This window comes from Candidatus Woesearchaeota archaeon, from assembly GCA_016192995.1.
In the GTDB taxonomy this organism is placed as follows: Archaea; Nanobdellota; Nanobdellia; order Woesearchaeales; family DSVV01; genus JACPTB01.
The window spans coordinates 80,666-106,078 of record JACPTB010000005.1 but is presented as its reverse complement, the minus strand read 5'-3'; the positions used below and the strand labels follow the sequence as shown (position 1 = coordinate 106,078).

The 25,413-nt window shown below is 32.8% G+C and carries 32 protein-coding genes; 16 read left to right on the top strand and 16 right to left on the bottom strand.

Annotated elements, in window-relative coordinates; translation table 11 throughout:
* The first annotated feature begins 236 nt into the window (after positions 1-236).
* Positions 237-1,919 carry a hypothetical protein gene (locus HYY69_04165; GenBank protein ID MBI3032645.1) on the top strand — a complete coding sequence of 561 codons (1,683 nt, stop codon included), beginning with the start codon at positions 237-239 and terminating at the stop codon, positions 1,917-1,919.
* A 6-nt stretch (positions 1,920-1,925) separates the two neighbouring features.
* Here the strand turns inward: HYY69_04165 and HYY69_04160 are convergent, their stop codons facing one another.
* Entirely contained in the window at positions 1,926-2,084 is a 159-nt protein-coding gene (locus HYY69_04160) for a hypothetical protein (GenBank protein MBI3032644.1), read from the bottom strand.
* A gap of 201 nt (positions 2,085-2,285) precedes the next feature.
* On the opposite strand from HYY69_04160, the gene HYY69_04155 reads away from it, so the two are divergent.
* The 3 genes from HYY69_04155 to HYY69_04145 are packed head-to-tail and all read left to right on the top strand — an operon-like array spanning position 2,286 to position 3,941.
* The gene (locus tag HYY69_04155) at positions 2,286-2,885 is read left to right on the top strand and encodes a nucleotidyltransferase domain-containing protein (GenBank protein ID MBI3032643.1); all 600 of its coding nucleotides are present in this window, start codon (positions 2,286-2,288) and stop codon (positions 2,883-2,885) included.
* Positions 2,875-3,165 carry a hypothetical protein gene (locus HYY69_04150; GenBank protein MBI3032642.1) on the top strand — a complete coding sequence of 97 codons (291 nt, stop codon included), beginning with the start codon at positions 2,875-2,877 and terminating at the stop codon, positions 3,163-3,165. Before HYY69_04155 ends, HYY69_04150 begins: the two co-directional genes overlap by 11 nt.
* 5 nt (positions 3,166-3,170) lie before the next feature.
* Positions 3,171-3,941 (top strand): hypothetical protein, encoded by a 771-nt coding sequence (locus HYY69_04145; GenBank protein MBI3032641.1) that lies wholly within the window; start codon positions 3,171-3,173, stop codon positions 3,939-3,941.
* Positions 3,942-3,950: 9 nt separating this feature from the next.
* On the opposite strand, the gene HYY69_04140 is transcribed toward HYY69_04145, so the two are convergent.
* A complete protein-coding gene (locus tag HYY69_04140) occupies positions 3,951-4,736 on the bottom strand; it encodes a ZIP family metal transporter (protein MBI3032640.1) in 786 nt (261 codons plus the stop codon).
* Positions 4,737-4,831: 95 nt separating this feature from the next.
* Between HYY69_04140 and HYY69_04135 the strand changes: the two genes are divergently transcribed.
* A complete protein-coding gene (locus HYY69_04135) occupies positions 4,832-5,197 on the top strand; it encodes a transcriptional repressor (protein ID MBI3032639.1) in 366 nt (121 codons plus the stop codon).
* Between the two features lie 42 nt (positions 5,198-5,239).
* Here the strand turns inward: HYY69_04135 and HYY69_04130 are convergent, their stop codons facing one another.
* Entirely contained in the window at positions 5,240-5,575 is a 336-nt protein-coding gene (locus HYY69_04130; GenBank protein ID MBI3032638.1) for a hypothetical protein, read from the bottom strand.
* Positions 5,572-6,420 carry a hypothetical protein gene (locus HYY69_04125; GenBank protein MBI3032637.1) on the bottom strand — a complete coding sequence of 283 codons (849 nt, stop codon included), beginning with the start codon at positions 6,418-6,420 and terminating at the stop codon, positions 5,572-5,574. The genes HYY69_04130 and HYY69_04125 overlap by 4 nt, the downstream gene beginning before the upstream one ends.
* 142 nt (positions 6,421-6,562) lie before the next feature.
* On the opposite strand from HYY69_04125, the gene HYY69_04120 reads away from it, so the two are divergent.
* Positions 6,563-6,868, top strand: a complete 306-nt coding sequence (locus HYY69_04120) for a hypothetical protein (GenBank protein MBI3032636.1) — start codon at positions 6,563-6,565, stop codon at positions 6,866-6,868.
* Positions 6,869-6,946: 78 nt separating this feature from the next.
* Here the strand turns inward: HYY69_04120 and HYY69_04115 are convergent, their stop codons facing one another.
* Positions 6,947-7,810, bottom strand: a complete 864-nt coding sequence (locus tag HYY69_04115; GenBank protein MBI3032635.1) for an NAD(P)-binding domain-containing protein — start codon at positions 7,808-7,810, stop codon at positions 6,947-6,949.
* A 26-nt stretch (positions 7,811-7,836) separates the two neighbouring features.
* Positions 7,837-8,070, bottom strand: coding sequence for a hypothetical protein (locus HYY69_04110; GenBank protein MBI3032634.1), 234 nt, complete (start codon positions 8,068-8,070; stop codon positions 7,837-7,839).
* Positions 8,071-8,266: 196 nt separating this feature from the next.
* Between HYY69_04110 and HYY69_04105 the strand changes: the two genes are divergently transcribed.
* Both HYY69_04105 and HYY69_04100 read left to right on the top strand, forming a co-directional pair.
* Complete coding sequence (locus HYY69_04105; protein ID MBI3032633.1) at positions 8,267-8,857, top strand: hypothetical protein; 591 nt, start codon at positions 8,267-8,269, stop codon at positions 8,855-8,857.
* A 124-nt stretch (positions 8,858-8,981) separates the two neighbouring features.
* The gene (locus tag HYY69_04100; GenBank protein MBI3032632.1) at positions 8,982-10,481 is read left to right on the top strand and encodes a fibronectin type III domain-containing protein; all 1,500 of its coding nucleotides are present in this window, start codon (positions 8,982-8,984) and stop codon (positions 10,479-10,481) included.
* Here HYY69_04100 and HYY69_04095 read toward each other — a convergent pair.
* From HYY69_04095 to HYY69_04075, 5 genes are all read right to left on the bottom strand, one after another.
* Positions 10,478-11,245 (bottom strand): NUDIX domain-containing protein, encoded by a 768-nt coding sequence (locus HYY69_04095; GenBank protein MBI3032631.1) that lies wholly within the window; start codon positions 11,243-11,245, stop codon positions 10,478-10,480. The two genes, HYY69_04100 and HYY69_04095, sit on opposite strands and share 4 nt — an antisense overlap.
* Before the next feature lie 36 nt (positions 11,246-11,281).
* Positions 11,282-12,289 (bottom strand): hypothetical protein, encoded by a 1,008-nt coding sequence (locus HYY69_04090; GenBank protein MBI3032630.1) that lies wholly within the window; start codon positions 12,287-12,289, stop codon positions 11,282-11,284.
* A gap of 90 nt (positions 12,290-12,379) precedes the next feature.
* A complete protein-coding gene (locus tag HYY69_04085; GenBank protein ID MBI3032629.1) occupies positions 12,380-12,979 on the bottom strand; it encodes an HD domain-containing protein in 600 nt (199 codons plus the stop codon).
* Between the two features lie 30 nt (positions 12,980-13,009).
* A complete protein-coding gene (locus HYY69_04080) occupies positions 13,010-13,432 on the bottom strand; it encodes a hypothetical protein (GenBank protein ID MBI3032628.1) in 423 nt (140 codons plus the stop codon).
* Positions 13,429-13,944 (bottom strand): hypothetical protein, encoded by a 516-nt coding sequence (locus HYY69_04075; protein MBI3032627.1) that lies wholly within the window; start codon positions 13,942-13,944, stop codon positions 13,429-13,431. The genes HYY69_04080 and HYY69_04075 overlap by 4 nt, the downstream gene beginning before the upstream one ends.
* Before the next feature lie 182 nt (positions 13,945-14,126).
* On the opposite strand from HYY69_04075, the gene HYY69_04070 reads away from it, so the two are divergent.
* Positions 14,127-14,549, top strand: a complete 423-nt coding sequence (locus HYY69_04070; protein ID MBI3032626.1) for a nucleotidyltransferase domain-containing protein — start codon at positions 14,127-14,129, stop codon at positions 14,547-14,549.
* Entirely contained in the window at positions 14,546-14,968 is a 423-nt protein-coding gene (locus HYY69_04065; GenBank protein MBI3032625.1) for a DUF86 domain-containing protein, read from the top strand. Before HYY69_04070 ends, HYY69_04065 begins: the two co-directional genes overlap by 4 nt.
* A gap of 407 nt (positions 14,969-15,375) precedes the next feature.
* Here HYY69_04065 and metG read toward each other — a convergent pair whose 3' ends face one another.
* Positions 15,376-17,511, bottom strand: coding sequence for a methionine--tRNA ligase (gene metG / locus HYY69_04060; protein MBI3032624.1), 2,136 nt, complete (start codon positions 17,509-17,511; stop codon positions 15,376-15,378).
* Between the two features lie 181 nt (positions 17,512-17,692).
* Between metG and HYY69_04055 the strand changes: the two genes are divergently transcribed.
* Entirely contained in the window at positions 17,693-18,229 is a 537-nt protein-coding gene (locus HYY69_04055) for a hypothetical protein (protein MBI3032623.1), read from the top strand.
* Between the two features lie 273 nt (positions 18,230-18,502).
* On the opposite strand, the gene HYY69_04050 is transcribed toward HYY69_04055, so the two are convergent.
* The 3 genes from HYY69_04050 to HYY69_04040 all read right to left on the bottom strand — a co-directional run bounded on the left by HYY69_04050 (position 18,503) and on the right by HYY69_04040 (position 21,819).
* Positions 18,503-20,065, bottom strand: a complete 1,563-nt coding sequence (locus HYY69_04050; protein ID MBI3032622.1) for a 2,3-bisphosphoglycerate-independent phosphoglycerate mutase — start codon at positions 20,063-20,065, stop codon at positions 18,503-18,505.
* 84 nt (positions 20,066-20,149) lie between these two features.
* Positions 20,150-21,400 carry a phosphopyruvate hydratase gene (eno, locus tag HYY69_04045; GenBank protein MBI3032621.1) on the bottom strand — a complete coding sequence of 417 codons (1,251 nt, stop codon included), beginning with the start codon at positions 21,398-21,400 and terminating at the stop codon, positions 20,150-20,152.
* A gap of 89 nt (positions 21,401-21,489) precedes the next feature.
* A complete protein-coding gene (locus HYY69_04040) occupies positions 21,490-21,819 on the bottom strand; it encodes a hypothetical protein (protein ID MBI3032620.1) in 330 nt (109 codons plus the stop codon).
* A gap of 257 nt (positions 21,820-22,076) precedes the next feature.
* On the opposite strand from HYY69_04040, the gene HYY69_04035 reads away from it, so the two are divergent.
* The 4 genes from HYY69_04035 (at position 22,077) to HYY69_04020 (ending at position 23,989) form a co-directional block, all read left to right on the top strand.
* A complete protein-coding gene (locus HYY69_04035; GenBank protein ID MBI3032619.1) occupies positions 22,077-22,586 on the top strand; it encodes a hypothetical protein in 510 nt (169 codons plus the stop codon).
* Positions 22,583-22,975: a hypothetical protein gene (locus HYY69_04030; protein MBI3032618.1), complete on the top strand. Its 393-nt coding sequence runs from the start codon at positions 22,583-22,585 to the stop codon at positions 22,973-22,975. The genes HYY69_04035 and HYY69_04030 overlap by 4 nt, the downstream gene beginning before the upstream one ends.
* Before the next feature lie 120 nt (positions 22,976-23,095).
* Positions 23,096-23,722, top strand: a complete 627-nt coding sequence (locus tag HYY69_04025) for a hypothetical protein (protein ID MBI3032617.1) — start codon at positions 23,096-23,098, stop codon at positions 23,720-23,722.
* Positions 23,723-23,752: 30 nt separating this feature from the next.
* On the top strand, positions 23,753-23,989 hold the full coding sequence (locus tag HYY69_04020) for a hypothetical protein (GenBank protein ID MBI3032616.1): 237 nt from the start codon (positions 23,753-23,755) through the stop codon (positions 23,987-23,989).
* Positions 23,990-24,048: 59 nt separating this feature from the next.
* Here HYY69_04020 and HYY69_04015 read toward each other — a convergent pair whose 3' ends face one another.
* On the bottom strand, positions 24,049-24,360 hold the full coding sequence (locus HYY69_04015; protein ID MBI3032615.1) for a ribonuclease P: 312 nt from the start codon (positions 24,358-24,360) through the stop codon (positions 24,049-24,051).
* 57 nt (positions 24,361-24,417) lie between these two features.
* On the opposite strand from HYY69_04015, the gene HYY69_04010 reads away from it, so the two are divergent.
* Positions 24,418-25,365 (top strand): hypothetical protein, encoded by a 948-nt coding sequence (locus HYY69_04010; GenBank protein ID MBI3032614.1) that lies wholly within the window; start codon positions 24,418-24,420, stop codon positions 25,363-25,365.
* Positions 25,366-25,413: the final 48 nt, after the last annotated feature.

The following is a 25,413-nucleotide window of genomic DNA, read 5'->3' as shown; positions in this document are numbered from 1 at the left end:
GGGATTATATTTATAGAGAGAAAAATCCAATCAAACTACACTTCAAAAGCTGAACCGGCGCTACCTGAATCCGAAGGATCTCAGGGATTAAAAATAGTGATTTTTAATAAAACCAAAGAAGACTTATTACATACCCCCTGTACTGATACTATCAATTAGGTACAACAAAGTTATATATAGTCTATATATTAATTATTGAAAATAATTAATAATAATGATAACTAAGGGATATGCGTATGGGGTCGAAAAGTATTGAAACAATGCCAGAACCTCCTGAGCCACCAGAAGGTTTTGCTGAAACTGAAATAGTTGCAGAACCTAAAGAAGGTTTTCTTGAAAAATTATTTGCTAAGAAAAAGCATGAATTAGAGCAGAAAGCACTGCAACAGAGCAAAGCTCAGGGATTAGATGTTGCAGTAAAAAAAGCTTCAAAAGAGCCAGCTGCGGTTGTAGAGCATGAAATAAAACCTGAAGATTTAAGTGAAAAACCAGGATTTTTTGATAAATTATTGGGGTTAAAGCCTGCAACAGAAAGTTCAAAAGCTCCTGAAATCGCTTTTTCTCCTCAAAAGGCAAAGATTGCTCTTGGAAAGAAACCATTTGTTTCAGTAAGGCCTGACAAAGTAACGATATCTACGCTTCCTGAAATTAAAGATTTCGAAAAAAAAGTGCACGCTGATCTTGAAGATATTCAATTACTTGAAATAAATACTACTAAGAAAGAGATAGATCTTAACCAATTAACTACTTTAGCAGATGCTAAGAAGCATATTAAGAGAAGAGAGAAACAATTAGAACATGATGTTAAGGAATTACAGCGCGCTTATGCTCAATTACTGCAGCATTATAAATCATTATCTAAACGCGAAGATGATGTGCTTAAACATGAAGAAAGGCTCAAGAAAATTCGCGCAGAGTTTGAAGCAAAGGAAATAGAAGTACATATGCGAGAAGAAGGCGTCATTAGAAATGAGATGGTTCTTAAAGATAATAAGGCATTGCTTGATAGGGAAGAACTTAGCTTGATTAAAAAAATAAGCAAGCTTGAGAAAGATCAAACTGAACTCGATGAAAAGGAGCAAGAAGTTATCAATTCCATCAAAAGGCTGGAAAAAGAAAAAGAAGAGAATATCGCTTTTGCAAGAGAATTAACCAAAATCAAGAATGAGCTTAATGATCGCGAATTAGCTATAGCTCCAACAGAGAAAAAGCTTCAGCAGTTCAAAGGAGAGCTTGATTTCAGAGAAAAACAATTACAAGATAGTGGAAGGGAGTTAACTGAACAGCAAAAACTGCTTGAAAAACAAGAAGCTGCTATTTCTGGAACCGTGCAAAAGATTGAAGATGATAAAGAGCTTATTAGTCAGAAAGAAAATGCCATTGTTAAAGAAATTACGAAGTTTGAACGATTAAAAGAAGAGATCAAAGATAAAGCAAGGGCTTTAACCTTGAAAGAACAAGATGCTGATATGAAGATTTCTCTTAATAACCAACGGAGCAAGGAATTAAATGATCTTGCTAAAAAATTAGAGCACAAAGAAAAACAGCTGGAAACATTAGCTGAAGAAATCAAAGACTTCAAAAAACTTCTCGAGCATAAAAAAGAGCTTGAACGAATTGTTGACCGGCTTCAGAAAAGATCAAGAGGGATCTATAATCGCATTGAGTCTCCGCTAATCAAAGAGGAGCATAAAAATGTCGTGCAGAAAGTAGTTGATGTTGCTGAAGAAATAAAAGCATTTATGGGCAAGACACAGAAGCTCATTGACAATAAGAACTATGCTGAAGCACATAATAATATTGATCAGCTGATGAATATGTACAGCCACCTTGATGACAGCAACTTGCGCAAAAAAGAGATTTATTATGATATTCTTTCTTTAAAAAATCAAATGAAGCTGGCATTGCATACTGAATAAATAATATTAGTTATCTTCTACAATTCTTTCTAGTGTAATACTTTCAGGAGTTACTTCATTGACTTGGAATGATCCTATTCTCTTTCTATCTTTTGGATAGAATAATGGTGTTTGAGTTATCAAAGTTTGTCCTACTTTAAGCTGACACATTGTTATTTCTTTCATGTTCATCACCAACTATTTCATAGAAAATCTCTAATTCTTATTAAGTAATATAACGTGTCCTGATAATAGCAGTCTATTTATTATATTTAACTCACCACTACTGGTGTAGTAAATAGAAAGATTAAAATACTCTCTGTTATCTCTTAATCATTAACAAAAGCGAAACATTTATAATAAAATTATTATATCATTATAATAAAAATGTTAAAACAAGATGAATTAAAGGTCTTAATGGTATTATTTGATGATTTAACTAAGGATATGACTCTTTCAGATATAGCCAGAGCTTTAAAACAAAAATATCCTCAAACATACAAGATTATATTAGGACTTGAAAAAAAGCAATTGCTCAACATAAAAACTATTGGCAAAAGCAAAGTAGTCACCTTAGATTTTGAAAAAGATCATCCTGAATATATTATTGCTGAAGTAGCTAGAACAAAAAACGCCTGTAAAAATTCAGTTATTCGAATTACTAAAGAGGATGTTACTCAACTTCAAAAAAATGTTATTTGTATCTTATTTGGTAGTTATGCTAATAATACTCAGAAAAAAGAGTCAGATGTTGATTTGTTATTTGTTATTCCTGAAGAATTTGATTATGGTAAGTTTGATACTATTGTAAGAAATAAGATTATACTTTACAATCCCGATATCAATATTGGCACTGAACAAAGTTTATTCGAAATGTGGCAGTATCCTAATAAATTAAATGTAGGTAATGAAATTCTTAAGAAACATATCATTTTATATGGAACAGAACATTATCTTACTTTATTGAGGAAACACTATGTTGGATAAGAAACAGATCGAAGAAAGCGCAAGGATTATCAAACAATTAATAAGTGAAGGAACTATAATAACACATGAAAATTATAAAGATTCTGTTGAAGATGCTGAAGAGCTGTTGAACTTAGGCAAAAATAAAATTAAAGAACTTGTTACTTATTTAGACAATGAGCAAACTAAACGAAAGCGTTACACTTATGACATGGGTGAAAAAGCAGAATTACAAAAAGTAGAGACTTCATTAAAAAGAGCAACAGAATTCATAAATGAAATTAGTTTAGCACTTAGGTAATAAATATGGACATTACACCACTCAAAGAATCCGGTTTAACAGATGGTGAAATCAAAGTATATCTCGCATTATTGGGATTAGGATCCTCAACAACAGGCCCGATTATTGAAAAATCCGGCATTGCAAAATCAATTGTCTATCAGATTCTTGAACGATTAATGCAAAAAGGATTAGTTTCTTTTATTACCAGCGAAAAAACAAAGTATTTTCAGGCTGCTGAACCAAAGAAATTATTGCAGTATGTTGAAGAACGTGAGAAAAAACTGCAGGAAAATAAAAACCAGGTTGCAGCATTGCTTCCTGAATTAGAATTAAAGCAAAAGATGGCAAAAGAGAGCCAAACAAACCAAGTGCGCGTCTACAAAGGTTTCAAAGGAATAACAACAGCTCATGAACATACCTACGATAAGCTTGGGAAAGACGATGAATATTATTACCTTGGTGTTTTTCCCGAACAAGAATCTTATTTTCATGCGTATTGGCAAAAAGATCATATGCGTAGAGCTAAAGCTGGCATTGGGTGCAAATTGTTATTTAATCAAGAAACTGACATTAAGATATTGAATAATAGAAATTCATTCAAGCATTGCGATGCCCGTTACATGCCGATAAAGATGAAAACACCTGCGTGGTTTATGGGTTATAAAGATACTGCAGTTATTGGCTTGCAGGAAAAACAAATTGCCATTGAAATAGTCGATCAGCAAATAGCAGATTCATTCAAAGCTTATTTTGATGAATTCTGGAAATTGTCAAAGAAATTAAAGAAAATTTAATGCTATTGCTTAATCTAATCCTAACAGCAATATCATCACAACTATTCCTAATATAAACATAAGTACCTGCAATATTGATTTTTTAGTTGAAGTATCTTTATGCAATTCAGGAATTAAATCTGCACCTGCAATGTAGACAAATCCTCCAACAGCAAATGGTATTAAAAATTGAGTAAGGTTCTGAACATAATTTTGGATGATGAGCGCTACAATCCCTCCTGCTACAGCAGTAAGCGCTGTTATAAAATTAAACAATAAGGCTTTTTTTCTGGTAAAACCGCCATGTAAAAGCACGCCAAAATCTCCCATTTCCTGAGGAATTTCATGGAGAATTACTGCAAGCGTTGTTGCTATACCAACAGGAACACTTACCAGATAACTTGCGCCAATAATTAAACCATCAATAAAATTATGAATAGCGTCTCCCAACAAATTCATTACTGCAAACGGATGAGCATGGTGTTTTCCGATATCATGCTCGCAATCATGATGTTTTTTAGCATTAGCAGTATGATGACAATGATGCCAATGAATCATTTTCTCGACAATAAACATGAATACAATTCCAAACAATATTGAAAATGAAATGGTAATGGTAAAACCTGTTTCTTCAACAACTTCAGGCAATAAATGGATAAACGCATCCCCAAATAAAGCGCCTGCAGCAAAACTGACAAAATAAAGAAGTATTTTTCTTAATATATTGGGATTAAGCGTTAATCCTAATGCACCAACAAATGACAGTAAGCTTACTATAAGAACACTAAGCAAGGTATATGCCCAAATAGTCATCATAGTTCGATTAATAGTTTGGAATATTTATAAATTTTACTGAGAATCATTCTCAATAAGCCAACCTTTAAATAGTGATATTACTTCTGCTCCGTTGCATGGAACGAATGACCAAACAAAAGAAATTATTGTACGATGAAACCAATAAACTTCACAAATTATTTGATGCTTACATGCTCCATGAAAAGATTTTGCAAAAAGATAAAGGTATGGGGATAGCAACAGTCTATCGTTTTCTCAATGATCTTGAAAAAAAAGGAGAAATTCATGCCTATCTCTGTGATAACAAACGAATGTATTCAACCGGCGCTAAAAGCCATATTCATTTTCAATGTGAAGTGTGCAAAACATTCAAGCATATTGATCAAGCCAATGTTGACTTTTTAAAAAATCTTACTCAAGAAGATATTTGTCATTTTGAGATTAATATTAATGGTGTTTGCGCGAAGTGCAAAGAGAAATAAATAACAGTTTCTGAAAATCCCCTTGTCTAAGTAACTGAAGGATTAATAATTAAATCTTCTTTCATAATTTTTATGATCCATCCATTCAAGAATAATGCTTAATACGATCACTTCTTTTGACTCTATAGAATAAATTAATCGCCAAGCACCAGGAAGATTATATTTCCATGCGTTAGTAACGTTATATTTTTGAATATATTCTTTTGGGATTAATTTTTTAGGAATTTGTATTCCACAAAAAGCATTTGTAGTTATATCATTAAATGCTCGTTCTAAATATTTACGTAATTCAATATCATAATTATCAGATTTTTCAAGATCATCAAATGCTTTCTTAATCTTATCATCAGCAAATTGGACTTTAGATGGAAGCTTCATATTTTTTTCTCCTGTATTCTTTGAATTGCAATTTTCAATTCATCTTCTCCTTTTTTCATTATTCTATATTCTCTAGCTGTACCATGTCCTTCTTTTCGATGTGACTGAACTAATGCTTTTTCATCAAGTTGCCTTAATGACATAGAAACATTCGGCCAGGAAATCTTAATACGGAATATCTCATTTAATGCGTTTATGATATGGGGCGAAGAAACCCATTCTAATTTTAATTCTTTGCTAAATAAATCTAATATACCCAATGTTTTTAATGTAATAGTTGGTAGTTCATAGATATGAGTATAATTAGATTTATCTACTGTTAAAAGTTGTTTCACGAATAAGTCATTATTGTCTATTTTAGGAACACTAGTCATAGTTTTTTTAATTTCAGAGGTTATTGGCTCTTTTACTCCCTCCATCTTTTTGTGTTGATTTAAATATCCTAAATCTGAATTATATTTTGAATCCAACTCACTCAATATTTTTTCAATATGTAATGGCATTACTAGATAAGTTCCTTTTTCTAAGCGTGATATGATCTTTAGATCTAAAATATCTTTTAATCTAGCAAAAACTACAGGCTTATCTTCACATAACATTGTAGCTATTTCATCTCCCGTTAGCTCTGGCTTAATTGTTGGATCTAATTTGCTCGCTAAAAATCTTCCTATCAAGGAAAGTATGATCTTATCACGTAGTGGTATATTTTGCTTCTCCAAATAGACATTTCCATCAGAATCAACTTTGCAATAAGTTAACGCTTTCTGAATTAGTAATGGCAATCTCTCTTCCTCGTATTTAGATTTATCAATAATAAATTTTTTTTTAAGATTTTCTAACTCCATAAGTATTAGAAAAATGAATTAATATATAAATATTTCTATTCAATAAAACTACTTACATCATTTCAATTTAATGAGTAAATACTTCAATTATCACTTGCATGTAGTAAAATTTAAATAGTAGGTAGTTATATCAGTTAATATAATGAATCTCATTGAACCAGAAGAACAAAATTTGAACAAGATCTTAAGATTTCCTCGATTAGATACTGTGTTGACAGTAGAGAAAACAATACAACAATATGATGGGGAATTCAAAAAGAAGGAGTTATGGGAACATTTACCTAAAAAAATGATGTATCAAACATTTTGTGTAATTATAGATTATTTATTATATTCTAGAAAAATTTCTATTGATAATGAAGGTAAAATAGGTTGGATTTATTATCCCTCTAAAGTCGATGAAAGAATTAAGAATAAACATTTGTTTTGGAATCTAGGTCTTACATAATTTGCTGATGAGGATTAATTTAATCTTTTAGCTTTACCTTCTTTAAAATCATCTTCTGCTTTTAGCAAAGCTTTTCTATCATTCATTTATCAATCCGCTTATTTTCTCAACAAACATCTTAACCGGCTCCAAACACATGTTTCTGAAAGAATCTTCGCCTTGAGCTGCAACATGATCAGTAAAAATAACACGATGATCGTTTCCTAATTGCTGTTTTAATCGATCACTGTATACATCCAATCCAATGCCTCTGAATTTAGCATGATGCAATAATAAACCATGTTCATCAATAAGTTCTTGTCGTGAAGTGTTGATAAAAAAACTGTTTTTTTTCATCTGTTTAAACAATTGTTCAGTAATTAATCCTTGAGTATGTTTATTCAAAGGAACATGAACAGTAATAATATCTGCTTCTTTAACAACAGTGTTCATATCTTTCATCGTTACCTGCAATTCATCAAGCACTTTTTGGTCTTGAGGAATTACATCAAAAGCAATAACCTTTGCTTCACAACCAAGTAGTTTTCTTGCAACAAGTTTTCCAATATAACCTAAACCAATAATGCCAATTGTTTTTCCTTTTAATTCAAAAAATGGCGGCTTGGATTTTCTTAATAAACTCCACAAAAGATAAATCGTATGTTCAGCAACGCTGTTGGCATTGCTTCCAGGGCAATGAATAAGCTGGATATTTTTTGCTTTTAATGCTTCAAGATCAAGATTATCTAAGCCAACACTGCAGCTTATGACATATTTGAGTTTTGGGAATTTCTTAAGTTGAGCTGTTTTAAACAAGGTAAATGTTCTTAATACAACAGCTTCAATATCAGGAAATGCTGCTGTTTTTTCAAAGTGCACTTGGCTTACTTTTTGCAAGGTTGTTTTTTTCTGCAACACTTGTTCTGCATCAGTGTGTATTTCTCCGATCAATAATGTTTTCATAATATAGCACTTCTTTATTCTGATCCTTAAGGAGGGGTATTTCCAGTACTAAATCCACCCATCATATTGTCTTTATATTTCTTCTTAACTTTTTCTAGCCATGCTTCCACAATTAGAATTATTTCAGCATCTGCAATGCCTTGATTTTGAGATTCGATATAGTATTGAATGCCTTTATCTGCACCAAAAGTCTGTTGAATCAATAAAGCGAATTTTACAACACGCTCTTTATCATCCCTTTTGCTTGGGTTTTCTGGCATTTTTTAATATCTCCTCTAAATAAATCTTCTTTATTAAATAAGTTTCCAATAATCTTCCAAAATTTAGTCTCTTCCATAGTTATTAGTAAGCTGAAGTTCTTTATAAAAGTTTTTAAAAACCTTTATATATTATCTATTCATATTCACAATTGTTAAGATAGTTGTTTAAATTTAAGGTTTATTGGAGGTTAAGAATATGGCGCATCAACCAAAGAATTTTGATCATTTATTGGGTACATTAAAAGGCATTTCTGACAAACAACTACAAGCTCATTTTGGCTTGTACAATGGTTACGTTAAAAAGTTGAATGAAATTGATGAAAAACTGGAAAAGGCAGATCCTTCTGCAGCAAATTATTCTTTCAATGAATTTTCAGAATTAGCAAGAAGAAGAGTAGTTCCTTTTAACGGCACATTTTTGCATGAATTATATTTTGAAAACCTTTCTGGAACACCTTCAACTGTTTCATCAGCATTAAAAAAAGAACTCGAAAAATCATTTGGAAGTTATGATCGTTTTCTCGCATTATTAAAAGGTTGTGCATCTTCAACACCAGGATGGGTATTGTTAGTCTGGAACTCTCATCAGCAGAGACTAAGCATGGATGTTGTTTATGAACATCATCTTGGACTAAGTGCAGATGCTCAAGTGATTTGCGCATTAGATTGTTGGGAACATGCTTTCATGATTGATTATGGGACAAATAAAGCAGATTATCTCAAAGCATTTATGGAAAATTTGAATTGGAATGCTGTAAATAAAAGATTTGATAATCTTAAAAGGTAAAATTTAATTTCGTTACCCTTCAAAGAGAGTAACAAATGATTATATACCTTCTTCCAAAGAAACTCAATAGATAGCTTAAGCTCTAGATGCGTTTAAGTAAATATATCTAATAACAGATGATGGCATGGCAGACCAGCAACTCGCTAAATATATTGAAATACAACTAAGAAAAGGTTATTCACCTGAAGGAATTAGAAATTTCCTTATTAATTATGGTTATACGCCTGAAGCAGTAGATGAAGGGATTAGTTATGTATATAATCATCACACCCCGCACGGAAGATTCATTATATTTGTAGGTGTAATGATTGCAATTATTGTATCAGGAATATTTTTCTATTTTCAAACAACAACAGAACCAGAACAAGATATCTTTGCCTATACTTTGACTATCAACAATCCAAAAATGATCAGCGGAGAAACTTTGAGTTTTACTAATGGTTTTGACTTTGAAAATAAGCAGAAATACGATATCAACCTCAAGTATAGTATCATTAATAAAAAAACAAACAAGGAACTTGATGTGTGGAAAGAAACAATAAAAAAAAGCGAGGAAATATCATTGCAAAAGACCTATGATGCAAAAAAGCTGATTGTTGGAGATTACAAACTAGTAGTTGATATAAATTACGGCGATACAAAAAAACAATATTTTAAGAGTTTTAAAATAACTGAGCAAAAAGAAGAAATAGGCGGCACACAAAAACAATCTGAAAAAGATATATTTGGAAATAAACAGCAAGCACTTGGAGCAAGTTGTTCTGATGGCATACAAAACCAAGCTGAACAAGGAATAGACTGCGGCGGACCATGCAAAGTATGTGAAAACTGTTTTGATAATATTAAAAACCAAAACGAAGATGGTATCGATTGCGGAGGAATTTGTGAAATCCCTTGTCTAACAAGCGAGGAACCTGCTCAAACTTCAGATACTTTAGGAATCAAAGGGGAGGATGATTACCAAGCATCTGACAATGCTAAAGCATTAGCAAGCAATAATCCTAATCAGTCATTTGAAGTTTGCAAAACAGTTGTTGATGAAGAATTGAGAAATGATTGTTTTTTAGAAATAGCAAAAATAGGAAATAATAGTGTTTACTGCAATGGCATTGTAAATACGCAAAATAAAGACAGCTGTTTAATGTACTTTGTAACTAATTTTCACGAATTTGATGTATGTCAAGGCTTGCATGATGATCAATTTAAAGCAATGTGCAAAGGTTTAGAAGATTTAGATAAAATTAAAAAAGTGCAGCAGCAAGAAAACAAAACTGACAAGCAAAAAGGAGAAGAACTATTAAAAGCATTGAATGTAACGATTATTGAACAACCAGCACAACCTGTCGAAATAATTCCTGAGATTACTGCAATAGGTTTTAATCATCCTTATGAAAAAGCAGCAAATATAACATGGACGACAAATCTTCCAGGAGACAGCATTGTTTACTATGGCATTGATGAAACAAAATTAATTAATGCATTTGATGGCACAGTTACTACTGAGCATTCAGTTGTACTTTCAAATCTTGATGAGAACACCCAGTATATTTTCAAAGTAAGAAGTGTAATGAATAACAAGGTTAAAGAAAGCGATTATTATAGTTTTGTTTGCTGTTCTAATTAAAAAGATAATTCCTTTTTAATATATATACCAGTAAAAATATCATTTTCCTGAAACCGGTCTGCTTCAATCCACTTAAACCGTTTGCTTAAGGCAATCTTAAGAAGCAACGGAGAATTAGGAAAGATATTTTGCTGTGCGATATTGTCAATAGAAACCCATACATTTGTTCCTTTTCTTGTTTTTTTAAGCAGCTTTCCTTTGAAATGGGTTGCTTTTATGACAAAAAGCTGATGATTGTAAGATAACTTTTTTTGTTCATAGGTTTTAGAAGAGAAAATACCTTTCAATGAAAAAGTGCCAGCAGATAAACCCGTTTCTTCTTTAAGACATCGTTCTGCTGACTCGAGAATATATTCTGAAGAATCAATTTTGCCGCCATGAAAACCGCAATACCCTAGCCAAGGTTGTTTTCCTCTCTGAAACATTAACACTTGATTTCTTTTTTCGTCAATAACAACCAATGCAATGCAGATAAGAGGACCTTTCCACTCCTTTCCTGTTTGTGATTTTAAATAAGGAACATACTGCTTTCCTTTTTGAGTTAATTGATAACCTTTTTCTGTTTTCTCAACCAATCCTTTCTGCTCTAATTGTTTTAAATGATAAGCAAACTTATTGCTTTCTCCTTGTTTATGCCATAATTGATTAAAAGTCATAACTGAATGATACATTAATTCAGAAAGGATTCTTTTCTGGACATCTTGAATAGAGATCTCTTTAAGATCAGGAGATAAAGCTGATGATGGTGCTTGTTTAAGTTTCATTTTTCTAAAGTATATAGTTGAGTTTTTAATGTTTTCTTAAAAACGACCACTTACACGCTGTAATTGCGCCATGAGCTCTTTATTTGCAGGCTGTACAGCACGGTTAATGGAATCGGGATTACGTTCATATACTTCCCATGCTTGTTTACCAACAACTTGCATTTGGTCGTAGAGATTTCCAAATTCAGCATCTGAAAGGGTTGGAGTGACTGAGCGTACATATACTAGAGGATCTTCAGCCAAAGAAGATCTGCCAAATCGTATATTTGTTTTTGCTCCACCTTGACGATATAAGGTATTATAAATTTGCAGCATTGCAGATCGCAATAAGTCTGGTGATACACCATCTGGATTTACTTCACATTCAACTGAAGTAATATAAGCAGGTTCTGAAAAGTGCACACCTTTCCCCGTATGGCTCATTTGATATATTCTATCCACACGAAAATCTGCAGGAACATAAATATCTCCTAAAAGACCTTGGCCAATATTTAGTTGATATTTTATAATAATCCTATCAAGTACACCTACGATACCATTATCTTGCTTAAGCATTTGTTCCATAAATGCTCCTGAAACAAGTTTTAATTTAGCAACATCGCGATAATCTTGCAGACGAGGTGTTTTAACCGTAATATTTTTTCCAAGATCATCTTTTTCTGATCGTACAAACAACCAATAAGGCAATGCCGAAATTGGGACTGGTTTGGTTGAAGCATCAAAATCACCAATATCTGCAATAGCCAATGATCCGTCTAAAAACCTGTCGAGAGAAGCAATTTGTTCAGCGTTTCTTCCTAATGTTACACCATGTTTTTTTGCAATCTCCAATAAAACACGTAGATTATCCTGACTTGGAATAAAATGGCGTGTAGGATAAACTGCCCAATCAGCTGTTCCTCCAATATGGCTTGGACGATCTTTTGTTTGGCTCCAATCTCCCTGTTCAAAATAAGTATTTCCAAAAAAGTCTTTTGGTAAAACTAAAACTGTAGCTTCACATTCGCCTATAACAACATCGTCAAGTTCCAAAACATTTGCCATGTAAATCACCTAAAAAACAGGAAAATATTTTTATTAATAAATTAGTATCTCAAATCAATTTGAGAAATCAAATAAAATGAAAATAACTACTCATTCAACCCACTTAATCTTTCCTTTGGATAACTCTCTCTTCAACCTTGTTTTAATACCAGCTAAAAGAGATTTCAATGGTGGAAACTGTTTCACTGCATCGTCTGCGTAATTAGCATAAAATACATCACGATTGTATTCTTTGTATCCTGCTTCCAATATGGAGAGAAATGCTTCAATTTTATCAAGGGCTTTGACAAACTTTGCTTCTTTTGTTTTCTGATCAAGATATTCCTGCCATAATTTTTTGATCTTATTGCCAAAAGGAAAACCTCGAGTGATTATGTTGATCGCTTTCTTTTCATTGGCTATTTTCTGTTTGTTGCTGATTTTGCCGGTAATAACATGGAATGCATCAATATCACCAGTAATAGCTTCTGCAAGATCATGCACAATAGCTATTTTCATCGCATGTTTAACATCAAGTTTTAAACCAAATTCCTCCTCAACAAGAAACGTCATTAATGATAATCGCCAGGAGTGATCAGCAACTGACTCTCTAAGATCTTTGAAGGTTTCACTAAATCTCCACGTAGTTTCAAGTTTGCCAGCTTTTTCAACGAACTTAATAATATCATGCACTTCTTTTTTTCTTTGCATAAGATAACTAAGATATACTTATATTTATAACTATTCTATCTCAGGCACCAATGCATTATGATATTTTTGAGAATATACATTCAAATTGTTAATCTCCATGAGATCTTTTGTTGACGATGGTTTAGGAAATTCAATGGTATAAAAGGTTATTTTCTTTCCCTTGATTAAATCTGTTTCAGATACTTCAAAGAAATACTGTTTATCAAAAACATCAACGGTTAAAGAGGGCGCTTCGATGGGATCAGAAACTTCAACACTAAACAAAGCAAAATCACTATCTTCCAATAAACCATTTACTTGATGCTGGCCTTGTATACTGACATCAGAGATGGATAATGCTGTTGCCAAAGGGAGCATTACGGTTAAAAAAATAAGCAAGAAAACAATGGATTTACTGGAGAGAACTTTGCAAAGTTCTCTGGAGATGTTAGTAACAAAGCTCTTTGAAATCACTGCCAATCACCAACGAGTTTAAATCCGCTTAATACTTTTTGCAGCAAATCCTTGCTCTTAGTAAAATTCTGTTTTTTTAAAACAATTACCTGAATTTTTCTTCTAAGTTTTTCCTCATAAAGTGTTAGATCAAGTTTTTTATCAGAAGAATTAAGTAAAATAATCTCGAGGGAGGATAAAGCAGTTGCTTGGGCTTGCGAGAGTGATCCAGACAAAATAATAACAGGATGGATAAACTCTTGATTAAGAAAAGATAATAATCCTGATTTCTGGAGCTGCAAACGCCAATAAAGATGCAATAACCCTAAAAATTGAGGATTATCCCTGTTAGTAAAATAGAACAAATAATTTCGGTCTGCTTCTTCATGCAATAAACCTTCCTCATGGAGCGATTTTAATACTTTAGAAGCAGTAGGAGCGCTGATGCCGGTTAAACGCGCATATTCACGTACATTAATGCGCCTATAATTATCCTGGAAAAAAGGTTCCAACATGTTAAATATTTCTAACATATGTTAATTATTGTTAACATTCTTTATAAATGTATTGGTTTTAATATATAATAATAGACATGATAAGTGTTAATTTAAATTAACACATGTTAAATTATTTTAACAATCTAACTAACTAAGCTAATAATAACATGTTTAGAGAGATAGAAATAATTAAATAGGAGATAAACAACTTCAACAATATGATTAAAATTGGCGAAATAATAAAAAATAAGATAGAACCAGAACAAATCAAAAAGAAACTCCTTGAACTTGACACCAAAAGAAGGATCAAATTCATAGTACTTTTTGGTAGTGTTGCTTCAAGAAAAAACAATCCCTTATCAGACATAGATATTGCTGTTTATTATGAAGGAACAAGCAACCAGCGATTTGATTTTAGAATTAAAGCTTGTGGAAATCTTCCTGATTATGTTGATGCGCAGATATTTCAGGATTTGCCGTTGTATATTCAAGTAGAGGTTTTAAAGGGAAAAATATTGTATCTTAAAAGTAAAAAGATGTTATTAGATGTTGCGTTAAAAACCATCCAAGAATACGAAGATTTTAGGCCAATTTATTTGAGGAGTATTGGAATGAGTACTAAAAAAGAGGGGAAGATATGAGTAATACAAAGATTCAACAAAAGATAAGTGAGATTAAAACAAACATCTTAGTCATACAAGAAAATATGCCTGATTCATTTAAGGAATTTCAAGGTATAGGACTAATAAAAGATGGCATTTATAAACGACTTGAATTTTGCATACAAAATCTTATAGATATTTTTTCTATGTTTTATATTGCAAAACATTTAGGCGTTCCTGGTTCTATCGAAGAAATTCTGTTAACACTTGAAAACAGAAAAATTATCTCAAAAAAAAACATAAAACTAATACAGGAAATGAAAGGGTTGCGCAATATTTTAGTTCATATCTATGGAAACATAGATGATAGGAAGATGTATGATCATTTGCAACATCTTGATGACTTTGAAATGATACTTAAAGAAATTGAAGAGATAGTTAATAATAATGGAAAATGATTGTTTGAATTATTTTAAGTCAACATATTCAGCTTCTGGAGTTTCCCTAGCTTCTTTTAAAGTACGTTTTGCATAATCACTCAATTCAAAGTCTTCTTGAAGCATATGTTTAATATATTCAATATTTTGGGTATCAGGATTATAAAAATTAAGATTTTACGTACGTAATAAGTCTGTAGTTTTAGCGCCTACTTTTGTGAAGCTCCTCGATATCTTTATTGGGGATTTTTCGGGGTTCCTTGCCGATAGGCAAGTCTTATAATCCCAGACGCAAGCCAAATTATGAATCCTTGATTTATATTATTGAGGGAGTCGGGATTATATTTATAGAGAGAAAAATCCAATGTTAAATTGTATTCGAAGCTGAACCGGCGCTAAAACCTAAAAAAGACTTATTCCGTACAATTTTACTGCACTTTACTACCATCGGGCATGTCAACAACTATTTCTTCAACATCAGTTTTCAATGCTTTGCCTTGGAATAATAATTTTTTATTCTCGCAGACTATCATAACTTTACTGAATTGTTTGTAATCAATTTCTTTTACTTCAAGCATTTTTTTGCTGGGATAAATAACCTCGCCAATCTTCGATTTTTTAAGCTCAATTAAAACATAATCATCTTCTTCCTTTTCAACAACTAACACCATGCCTTTACTTTCAACACCTCGCAAGGTGCTTGGCTGTAAATTGCACAGAACTGCTACTTTTTTACCAGGTAATTCTTTCAACTGATATCGTGATTTAATTCCAGCTACTAACGGTAATTGTTTGTCCCCAACATTAACCTGCAACACATACAATTTATCCGCATTAGGATGCGGTTCTGCTTTAATAATTTCACCAACTTTAATCAATAATGGAAAATCTTCTTCTTCAACGACAAGAAGATCATTGAGTTCATCCTCAACTTTTTTAAGCACAATAGTTGCTTTTCCCATTTTTTTATTTTCAAAATTAAACCCAATATCGCTCCAGACTAAGCCATCTAAAGCAAGCTGTTTTTCAAGCGAGGTACTAAATTCCGGCAATATTGGTTTTATAAGAATTGATAGATTTCGTACAAGGTTAAGGGTAAACGTCAAAACTTCCTGTGCTTTCTTCTGGTCACTATTCACTAATTCCCATGGTTTAGCATCTTGAAAATATTTATTGCCCAGAGAGGAGATATATAATATCTCCTTGACAGCTTCTTTAAATTCAAATTTGTTATAATGTTCTTTAATGCGATCTACAGCTTTTAAGATTTCTGCCGAGATCTCGTTTTCAGTAAAATGATCACCAATGTTACTGATTTCAGAATTAAAATTTTTATTAACAAAAGATAATGCGCGATAAGCAAGATTGGCAATATTTGCCACTAACTCATTATTAATTTTCTCTTTAAAATCATGGAGATCTAAATTAATATCACTAATAGAGCTTCCTAAATGGCTTGCAAAATAATAACGTAAATATTCTGGCCCGAGATTATTTAAATAATCCCTGGCGGTAATAAAGGTGCCTCTGCTTTTAGACATTTTTTCTTTGTTAACGGTTAAAAATCCATGGACATGAATGTAATCTGGCTTTTTTAACTCTGCTGATGCCAACATTGCCGGCCAGAATAAAAAATGAAAATAAGTTATATCTTTGCCAATAACATGAACAATTTCAGCATTATTCCAATCTTGTTCAGCTCTCCTTACATCTTTATGGGCATAATTAGCATAGCTTGAAATATATCCGATAGGCGCATCAAGCCAGACATAGAAATATTTGGCTTCTTCTCCTGGTATTTTAAATCCAAAATAAGGGCCATCGCGGGATATGCACCAATCCTCTAGTTTTTGCAACCATTGGTCAAGAAAATTAATTATTTCTTTTTGAAATTTTTGCTGCTTAAAATACAAGATAAAATCATTTTTCAATAAACTGAGCTTAAAGAAATAATGTTCTGTTTCTTTGAGCATTGGCTTATTATTGCAAAGAATACAAAATGGGTTTATAAGATCAACGGGATTATAGGTGCTGCCGCATTTCTCACAAACATCGCCATATTGATCTTCAGCTTTGCATTTTGGACAATGGCCTTTAACAAAACGATCTGGCAAAAAACGCTGGCAATGGTCGCAGTAAAGCTGGTTGATGTTCTTTTTATAGATCAAGCCTTTTTCTTGTAATCGCTTGAAGATAAGCTCGCTAAAATATTTATTTTCTTCAGTATTGGTTGAATAATAACTGTCAAAACTGATATGAAAATCATTAAAATCTTTTTGATGCAGTTTAAAATATTTTGCAATTAATTGCTCTGGGGTAATTCCCTGTTTTCGAGCATTGACCTCAATAGGCGTTCCATGAGTGTCATCTGCACAGCAGTAGACAACATCCCTTCCTATTAAGCGTTGAAATCTAACAAAAATATCAGTTTGTATATATTCAACCATGTGCCCAAGATGCAGCGGTCCATTTGCATAGGGCAATGCGCTGGTAACAATTAAACGTTTATTCAGCGTTGCTTCTTTTTTTGCTGTTTTTCCTTTCCCTGAGATCTTTTTAGGCATAGGTTGTTGTCGTGTTAGTTGATTTAAAAAGGTTTTGCATAAAATGGCAGTGGAGAAAATCTATGAGATTTTCTCCACTGCCATTTTAAAACATAATATTTATATACTCTTAGAAAAATAAATAAATAATTACTAGTAAACTTACTAATAATACATTAAATATCATTATTGAGGTGATTTCATGAAAATTATGGATAAAAGAGCGCAAGGCGCTTTAGAGTTCTTAATGACTTATGGATGGGCATTTCTGGTTATTCTTGTCATGGTTGGCGCATTAGCATATTTTGGTATTCTCAACCCCAGCAAATTCCTGCCAGACCGATGTAATTTCGGCGCAGAAATCATGTGTAAGAAAGGAGAATACAGAATTAGTAATTCAGATACTGAAACAATTAAGGTTAATTTAATCAACCAATTTGGTTCAAGTGTTAAAATAAAATCTGTTAAAGTTGATTCTGATGTCACATCATTGTCAGCAGCAAACTGCCTAGATGTCTTTTTTGACGCAACAAAAGTAGGCGGCGCAACAGAATTTTTATGGAACGAAGGTAAAGTAGCAACGCTTAAAGTTGGTTGCGGTGCTAATGCAAAGTCCCTCCCGATTGGTGATAAAGTTAAAGTAACTTTAAATGTCGAATGGTATACAGCAACAGGCAGTGCAGAATTTGCTCATACAACAGCTGGAGATATTTATACATCGATTGTAAAGAGCAGTTAAGCAGATTACTTTCCTCTTCTTATTTTTCTTCTTTATTTTGTTAATTGATTTTTGTTTCAGAGAACTTTGCAAAATTATGGTTACTGCCAATATGGTGAGCATTTTCGAAATATTTATCGGGCAATTTTCGAGGTTCCTTGCCGATAGGCAAGTCTTATAATCCCGATCTTTAGTCGAGATTATATTTATAGAGAGAAAATTACTTTGTTAAACAGAGATCTCAATGCGAACTGGCAGTAACCCGAGCTATGCGAGTATTTTGCAAAGTTCTTTTCAAATCAATTCTTCATTCATTTCTTTAGGAATAGGAATACCCATTATCTTAAGAATAGTCGGCGCAATATTGCTTAATCCTTTATTCCCAACAAGCTTTATTTTCTTCAATTTTGCATCATTGCTCACCAAATGAAACTGCACTGGATTTAAGGTATGGCTTGGTTTGGGAGTTCCATCTGCAAAAAACATTTCTTCGCAGTTGCCATGATCGCCAGTAATCATAATAACATAATTCTTCATGAGTCCATTATCAACTATTTTACCTATGCATGCATCAACTATTTCGCAAGCTTTAATGGTTGCCTTGTAATTTGCAGAATGCCCTACAAGATCAGGATTGGCAAAATTAACTGCAATAAAATCATATTTTGCTTTATTTATTTCTGGAAGAATTTTCTGAGTAATTTGATAAGCAGACATCTCTGGTTGCTGCGCATAATTCGGCACTTTAGGTGAAGGAACCATAATTCTGTCTTCGCCTTTGTTTGGCTTTTCAATTTGGCTGTTAAAAAAGAACGTAACATGTGCATATTTTTCAGTTTCTGCTATCCGCAGTTGTTTTTTGTTATTAACCGCAAGAATCTTTCCTAAATTATTGGTAACATCTTTATGATGAAAAGCAACATGGTTATTGAACGTCTTATCATAATGTGTGAAACTGCAGAAAAACAAGTTTTTGAATTTCTTTGTTTTAAAATGCTTGAATGTTGGATTGATAAAAGCATCAGTCAATTGTCTGGCGCGGTCTGTCCTGAAATTGAAGAAAATAACTGCATCATTATCTTGTATAACTGCAATAGGCTTGTTTTTCTCATCACATAATGCTATTGGTTTAATATAATAATCACTCTGCACTTTTGCATCATAAGCTTCTTCGATAGCAATGCAGGGATCAGACGAACATATTCCTTGAGCTTCAGTCAATAGATGATATGCTTGTTCAGTTCTATCCCAATTATTATCCCTGTCCATAGCATAATACCTACCGACTAATGAGGCTAATTTACCAAGAGGAGCTTTTTGGTTGAATTGATTAAGATACAAGTTGCATGATTTCTCTGCAACATCTCTGCCGTCAAGAAAACAATGAACAAATACTTTTTTGTAAAGCTTTTTGTCAAGATTTTTTTTGGCAAGCTCCAACAATGCATACAAGTGTTCAGTGGTTGCATGGACGCCTTTGTCTGAGAATAATCCCATTAAATGCAACTGCGATGTATGCTTGTTGACATGATTAATCGCATCTAACAAAACTTTGTTATTAAAAAAAGAGTTATCTTTAATAGATTTATCAATCTGCAAATATGATTGAAGAACTGTTCTTCCTGCTCCTATAGTTAAATGCCCAACTTCAGAACCGCCTTGTGTATCTTCTGGCAGACCAACTTCTTCACCGGTGCATTTGAGCAGGGTAAAAGGATAATTTTTAGTATAAAAATCAGTGTTAGGTGTTTTTGCAGCAATCGTTGCATTGCCTTTTTCAAGGGTTGAATATCCCCAACCATCTCTGATGATCAGAATAACTTTTTTTGAATTATTTTTTTTATTTAAATTTTTCATTAAAATAACCTGCCATTGTTGTTAATATTTTCTAGTTTAAGAGGTAATTAATTGGAGGTTATTAATCTCCTATTATATTGTAATTCACCAAGGAACTTTAAACTTTGCTCTCTTTCCTAATTCTTCTTCAATTCTTAATAATCTATTATACTTTGCTAATCGTTCTCCTCTACAGGGCGCGCCAAATTTAGACTGGCCTGTATTTAATGCAACAACTAAATCTGCAATAAAATCGTCAGTTGTTTCTCCGCTTCTATGGCTGACAATGACATTCCAGTTATTTTTAAAAGCTACTTTTGCTGCGTCTAATGCTTCACTGACACTGCCAATTTGATTTACCTTTAAAAGCAACGCATTGCAAAGCTTTCTTTCAAGCGCCATTTTTATTCTGTTAATGTTTGTTACTAATAAATCATCGCCAATAACTTGTATTTTTAGCTTTCTCTCCATAAACGCTTTCCATGCAATGAAATCATCTTGACTAAAGGGATCTTCTATTGAATAGATAGGGTAATGATCAACTAAATCTTCATAAAAATCAGCTAGTATGTTGTGAGAAACTTTTTTGCTATCTATATGGTACTTGCCATCATGCGTGTAGAACTCTGATGCTGCGCAATCCAAGGCCAATTTCACGTTTTTTTCGTAGCCTAGATTTTGAATTGCTTTCATCATTAGGTCTAATGCATCAGTTGTTTTTTTTAGACCTGGCGCAAAACCGCCTTCATCTCCTACATTCGTTGTTAACTCTTTTTTTTTAAGAATGGTTTTTAATTCCTGATACACTTCAGCGCCTACACGAAGGCTCTCAGTAAAATTTTTGTAGCAAGGAACAATCATAAATTCTTGAATAGCAAGGGTGTTAGTTCCATGCACGCCGCCATTAATAACATTCATCATAGGAGCTGGCAATGTTGTTCCTTTTCCGAGAATATTATATAATGGCTTATTTTCAACTAATGCACACGCACGAGCGCATGCCATGCTTACAGCGAGGATTGCATTTGCCCCAAGTTTATGCTTATCATGGGTTCCATCAAGATGCAACATCATTTCATCAATATGGCTTAGTTTTCTTATATCTCTTCCTTGAATTTTCTTTGCAATCAGCGTATTAATATGCTCAACTGCCTGCAATACACCTTTGCCATGATATCGCTTTCCATCCTTATCACGCAATTCTAATGCTTCGTGCTTTCCGGTACTAGCTCCACTTGGTACAGAAGCAAGCACTTTATGATTTCCTACATGAACTTCTGCTTCTACAGTAGGATTGCCCCTGCTATCTAGGATTTCCCGTGCAAACACTTTTTTGATAGTGTACATTGTTGCTATAATAATCACCTTTGTATGATAAAGTATGATGTTTTTAATTTTTTGATTTTTGATATTTATATAGTTTTTGAATAAGAAAAATAAAAAGATTATATTACAATTACCTGAAATCTTCTCTTGTCAATAGGTTCAATAACTACTTCTTGACCTCTTTTTAAATTGTGAAATTCAATAAGTGATTTTGGGAGTTTCACATCAAGAGCATTTCCAGAAGTCCCTATCTTTGTTCTTCCTGAAATTCCCCATAATCCTTTTTGTTTTGCAATCTTCTCTACTTCCTTAAAGGTATCGCCAGTATATATAACTTCACTGCATGAAGAACAAACTAAGGCATCAAATTTACCTAAATTTATTCCTAACAAAACATAATCTGCCTTTTTATGCTGTAATGTTCCTTTGTTGCATTCGTCACATTGCATGTTATTCACCTATTTGTTGATAAAAACAGTTTTAATTTTGTATTTAAAACTTGTGGTTTTAGGTACGTAATAAGTCTTCTATGGTTTTAGTGCCAGTTCAGCTTTTGAAGTCTGCTTGAATTGGATTTTTCTCTCTGGCACTCCGAAAAATCCCCGATGTTGACTAAGAAGAGCTTCACGAAATAGGCACTAAAACCCCAGACTTATTACGTACGGTTTTAGAAAGATATAAAAGGACTGTCTTCAGTTATAACCATATGCAGGCAAAATCAAAGAATATTTTATTTTATACGTTAATTATAGTTGGGCTTGTTGCAGCAAGCTTCTTATTATATGAACATTATACACCAACGCCAAGTAAATTCTGCAATTTTGGCAATAATTTCGATTGCGGCATCGTTAATAAAAGCCCTTATGCAACTATTGATGGTATTTTTTATCTTTTAGCGGTTGATTTTAAACTGCCAATTTCTATTTATAACATACCGATTCCTGTTGCAGGTATGGGGATGATTATTTTGTTCTTGTTAGCATATTTAATGCATGGTGTGCATTATCAAAAAAAAGTATTAGGATTAACACCGCAAAGTGCGTTGAAAGTAATAAAGCTATTACTGATAATGTCCTTAGTATTCTCACTCTATCTATTTTTAATCGAAATCTTTTTATTAAAGACCTACTGTATATTCTGTATTATATTGGATATTATTTTAATAACACTAACCATTATTGCATGTACCATAAAGGTAAGGGGTGAAGGTTTATGAAAAAAATAATTACATTAATAACAATAGCAATAATCTTATTAGTTTTGCTTATTGGATGTAAAAATACAACGCCAAAATACAGTCAAAAAGAACTTGCTGGGTTTGCGCAATGTCTTACTGATAAAGGCGCTGTCATGTATGGCGCATTTTGGTGCCCGCATTGCCAAAACGTAAAGAAACGTTTTGGGAGCGCTTTTCAATTTGTAAAATACGTTGAATGTGATCCTCGTGGAGAAAATGGCAATCCAGATCTTTGTCTTAAAAAAGATATTAAAAATTATGCAACCTTTGAATTTAGCGACGGCACAAGATTAATTGGCGAGCCAACCTTAGAAGAATTATCTGAGAAAACTGGTTGTCCATTAAGTGAATCAACTCCAGGTAACTAATGATACTATTTGAGAATCTTATATTAAAGAGGTGTTATTATCGTTTTAGAATTACCAACATTACCGGTTGTTTTAACAACTGCTGCTGTTGATTCGATTAATCCCTGTGCGATTGGCGTTTTGATTTTATTAATTGCAACACTGCTTTCTCTTTCAAAAAACAGAAATAAAATGCTTGGTGTTGGACTGATATATATTGCCGCAGTATTCTTAACCTATTTAGCTGCTGGTTTTGGTTTATTAGTTGCTATTCAGAAGCTCGGCATAAGTGATATGCTAACGATGATAGTAGCTCTTTTAGTTATTATTCTCGGTATCATTGAGATCAAGGATTTTTGGTGGTATGGTAAAGGGATTAGTCTCCGCATTCCCTTTAAAAGAGCTGAACAAATTAAGAAATATGTAAAAAATGTTTCAGTTCCTGGAAGCATTTTTCTTGGGATTTTTGTTGCAGCTGTTGAATTACCATGTACTGGAGGACCGTATCTTGCTATAACTTCTATGCTCGCTAAAATTGGATTTAGCCTGCCAGTATTCTGGCTATTGGTATTGTATAATTTTATTTTTGTGCTGCCTTTGTTAATTATTTTATCTATTGTTTATTTTGGCGTTGCTACAAAAACTGTTCAGCAGTGGAAAGATACACAAAAAAGATGGATGAGACTGTGTATTGGTTTAGTTATGATTGCGTTGGGAATACTGTTATTATTATGGAATCAAGGTGTGATAGGGATTACACTAAATTAATATAATACATATGATAAATGGTGATTTAGGATGTATAAATTGTTTAGAAAAGAAATAGATGATCAAGGTCGAATTATCTTACCAAGAGAATGGAGAACTCACTTAAAATCAAAAAAAGTGCTTATGATACAAGAAGATGCTGTTATTAAAATAGTTTCAGCTTCAGCTAAATTAAGTTCTTTTTATGATAAGGCAAAACCAAGCACTATGAAAATAGATCCTTTCCAAGATTATGATAAAGCCCTTGTTGAGGCAAGCTTACGATGAAGTTTTTAGATTCTTGATAAAGATTTTAATAATTTTAAAAATATAAAAGTTATACATTCTTAATGATAAGGCATCCTCGTAAATCTCTTGCACTCCTTGCAAGAATAAGTTATAGTCTTGCCAGTTAACCTGATCGTGCAATTCTTGCCTGGCATTAAATAATTATAACAATTTTTGCAGAACTGCCGTTTGTACGGCAAAGGAATCTTTACTTTGTATTTTTGGCTGATGTTACGCGCTAATTCAACATACCTTGTTGAAAGGTTTTTATCTTCATTAAATCTCAGAAATGCCTGTTCAAATAATTCTTTAATTCTTTCTTCAGCGATTTCTCTCTGTAACGATGGTTTGAGTTTGTATCTTCGTTTCATAGTAATATTTATGAACGCGTAGTAATATTTAAAAGTAGCTATCCACTCCTTAGCTAAATGAACGATTCTGAATTAAGTGACCTTATTACTGATATTGGAGAACGAGTATTTGAACCTGATCAAGGGATGGTAATTAATATTTATCTACAAGGAGATATTTCTGAAGCAATTCGTCAAGTTTTAAGCCTTTCATCTGCTAAAATTATAGAAGAAATTAAACGAGTAAGTCCTCGTCTTCCTCTTAAACCAGATGGTTTTAGTTTTAGCAGAGATGGCAGTTTTAATAGTATAATTGTTGCTGTAACCGAATCCTGTAAAATTCATTACCACACCCTTTTTGCAACAAGAACAAGGATAGTACCAGATGAACTAACTGGAGAAACTCATCTAACTTACCAAATGGCACTGCCAGACCGAATGTGGGGGATTTTTTATTTAGGGGTGCTTCTTAGTGATGAAAAACTTAAAGAGCGTATTGATCATGTTACTTATAGAGTTACACCTGCTTTTGCTCTCCCTCGTGCTGATAGAAAACCATTTGATATAAACGATCCAGAGAATAAGATTGGGATGGTAAAACATTTTATTGAATACGAGCATCCTGGGGAAGATGTAGTTACTGCTTTACGTAATAAAGGATGGGTTTTGTATGAAGCTGAATCACCTTTTACCAATCACATTCATACTGAAGAACCTGTAGCGTTAATAAGAAATGGAAGATATTATGCAATTCTGCCTTTTGATGCTCAAGTAGATTCACAACGTGGGTTCTTTACAGGAGAAAGACAATATCCAACTCTTGAAGGCGAAGATGGTCAAAAGATTATGATACAAGGTATACATTGTAAAGAAGGTTTAGTCTATGCATCTACGACAGAGATGCGCCAAGAAAGAGCTGATCAAAGAGTGCATGTTATGACGTTAGGTTTTCCGTTGTTTCGATTACCAACAAATATAGAACGTGGATTTTCTCAGTATAAACCTAGGTCAAGAGAAGTACAATAATATATCTAATGATAAAAATTTAAAAATCTAACAAAGATTCTTCTGGCA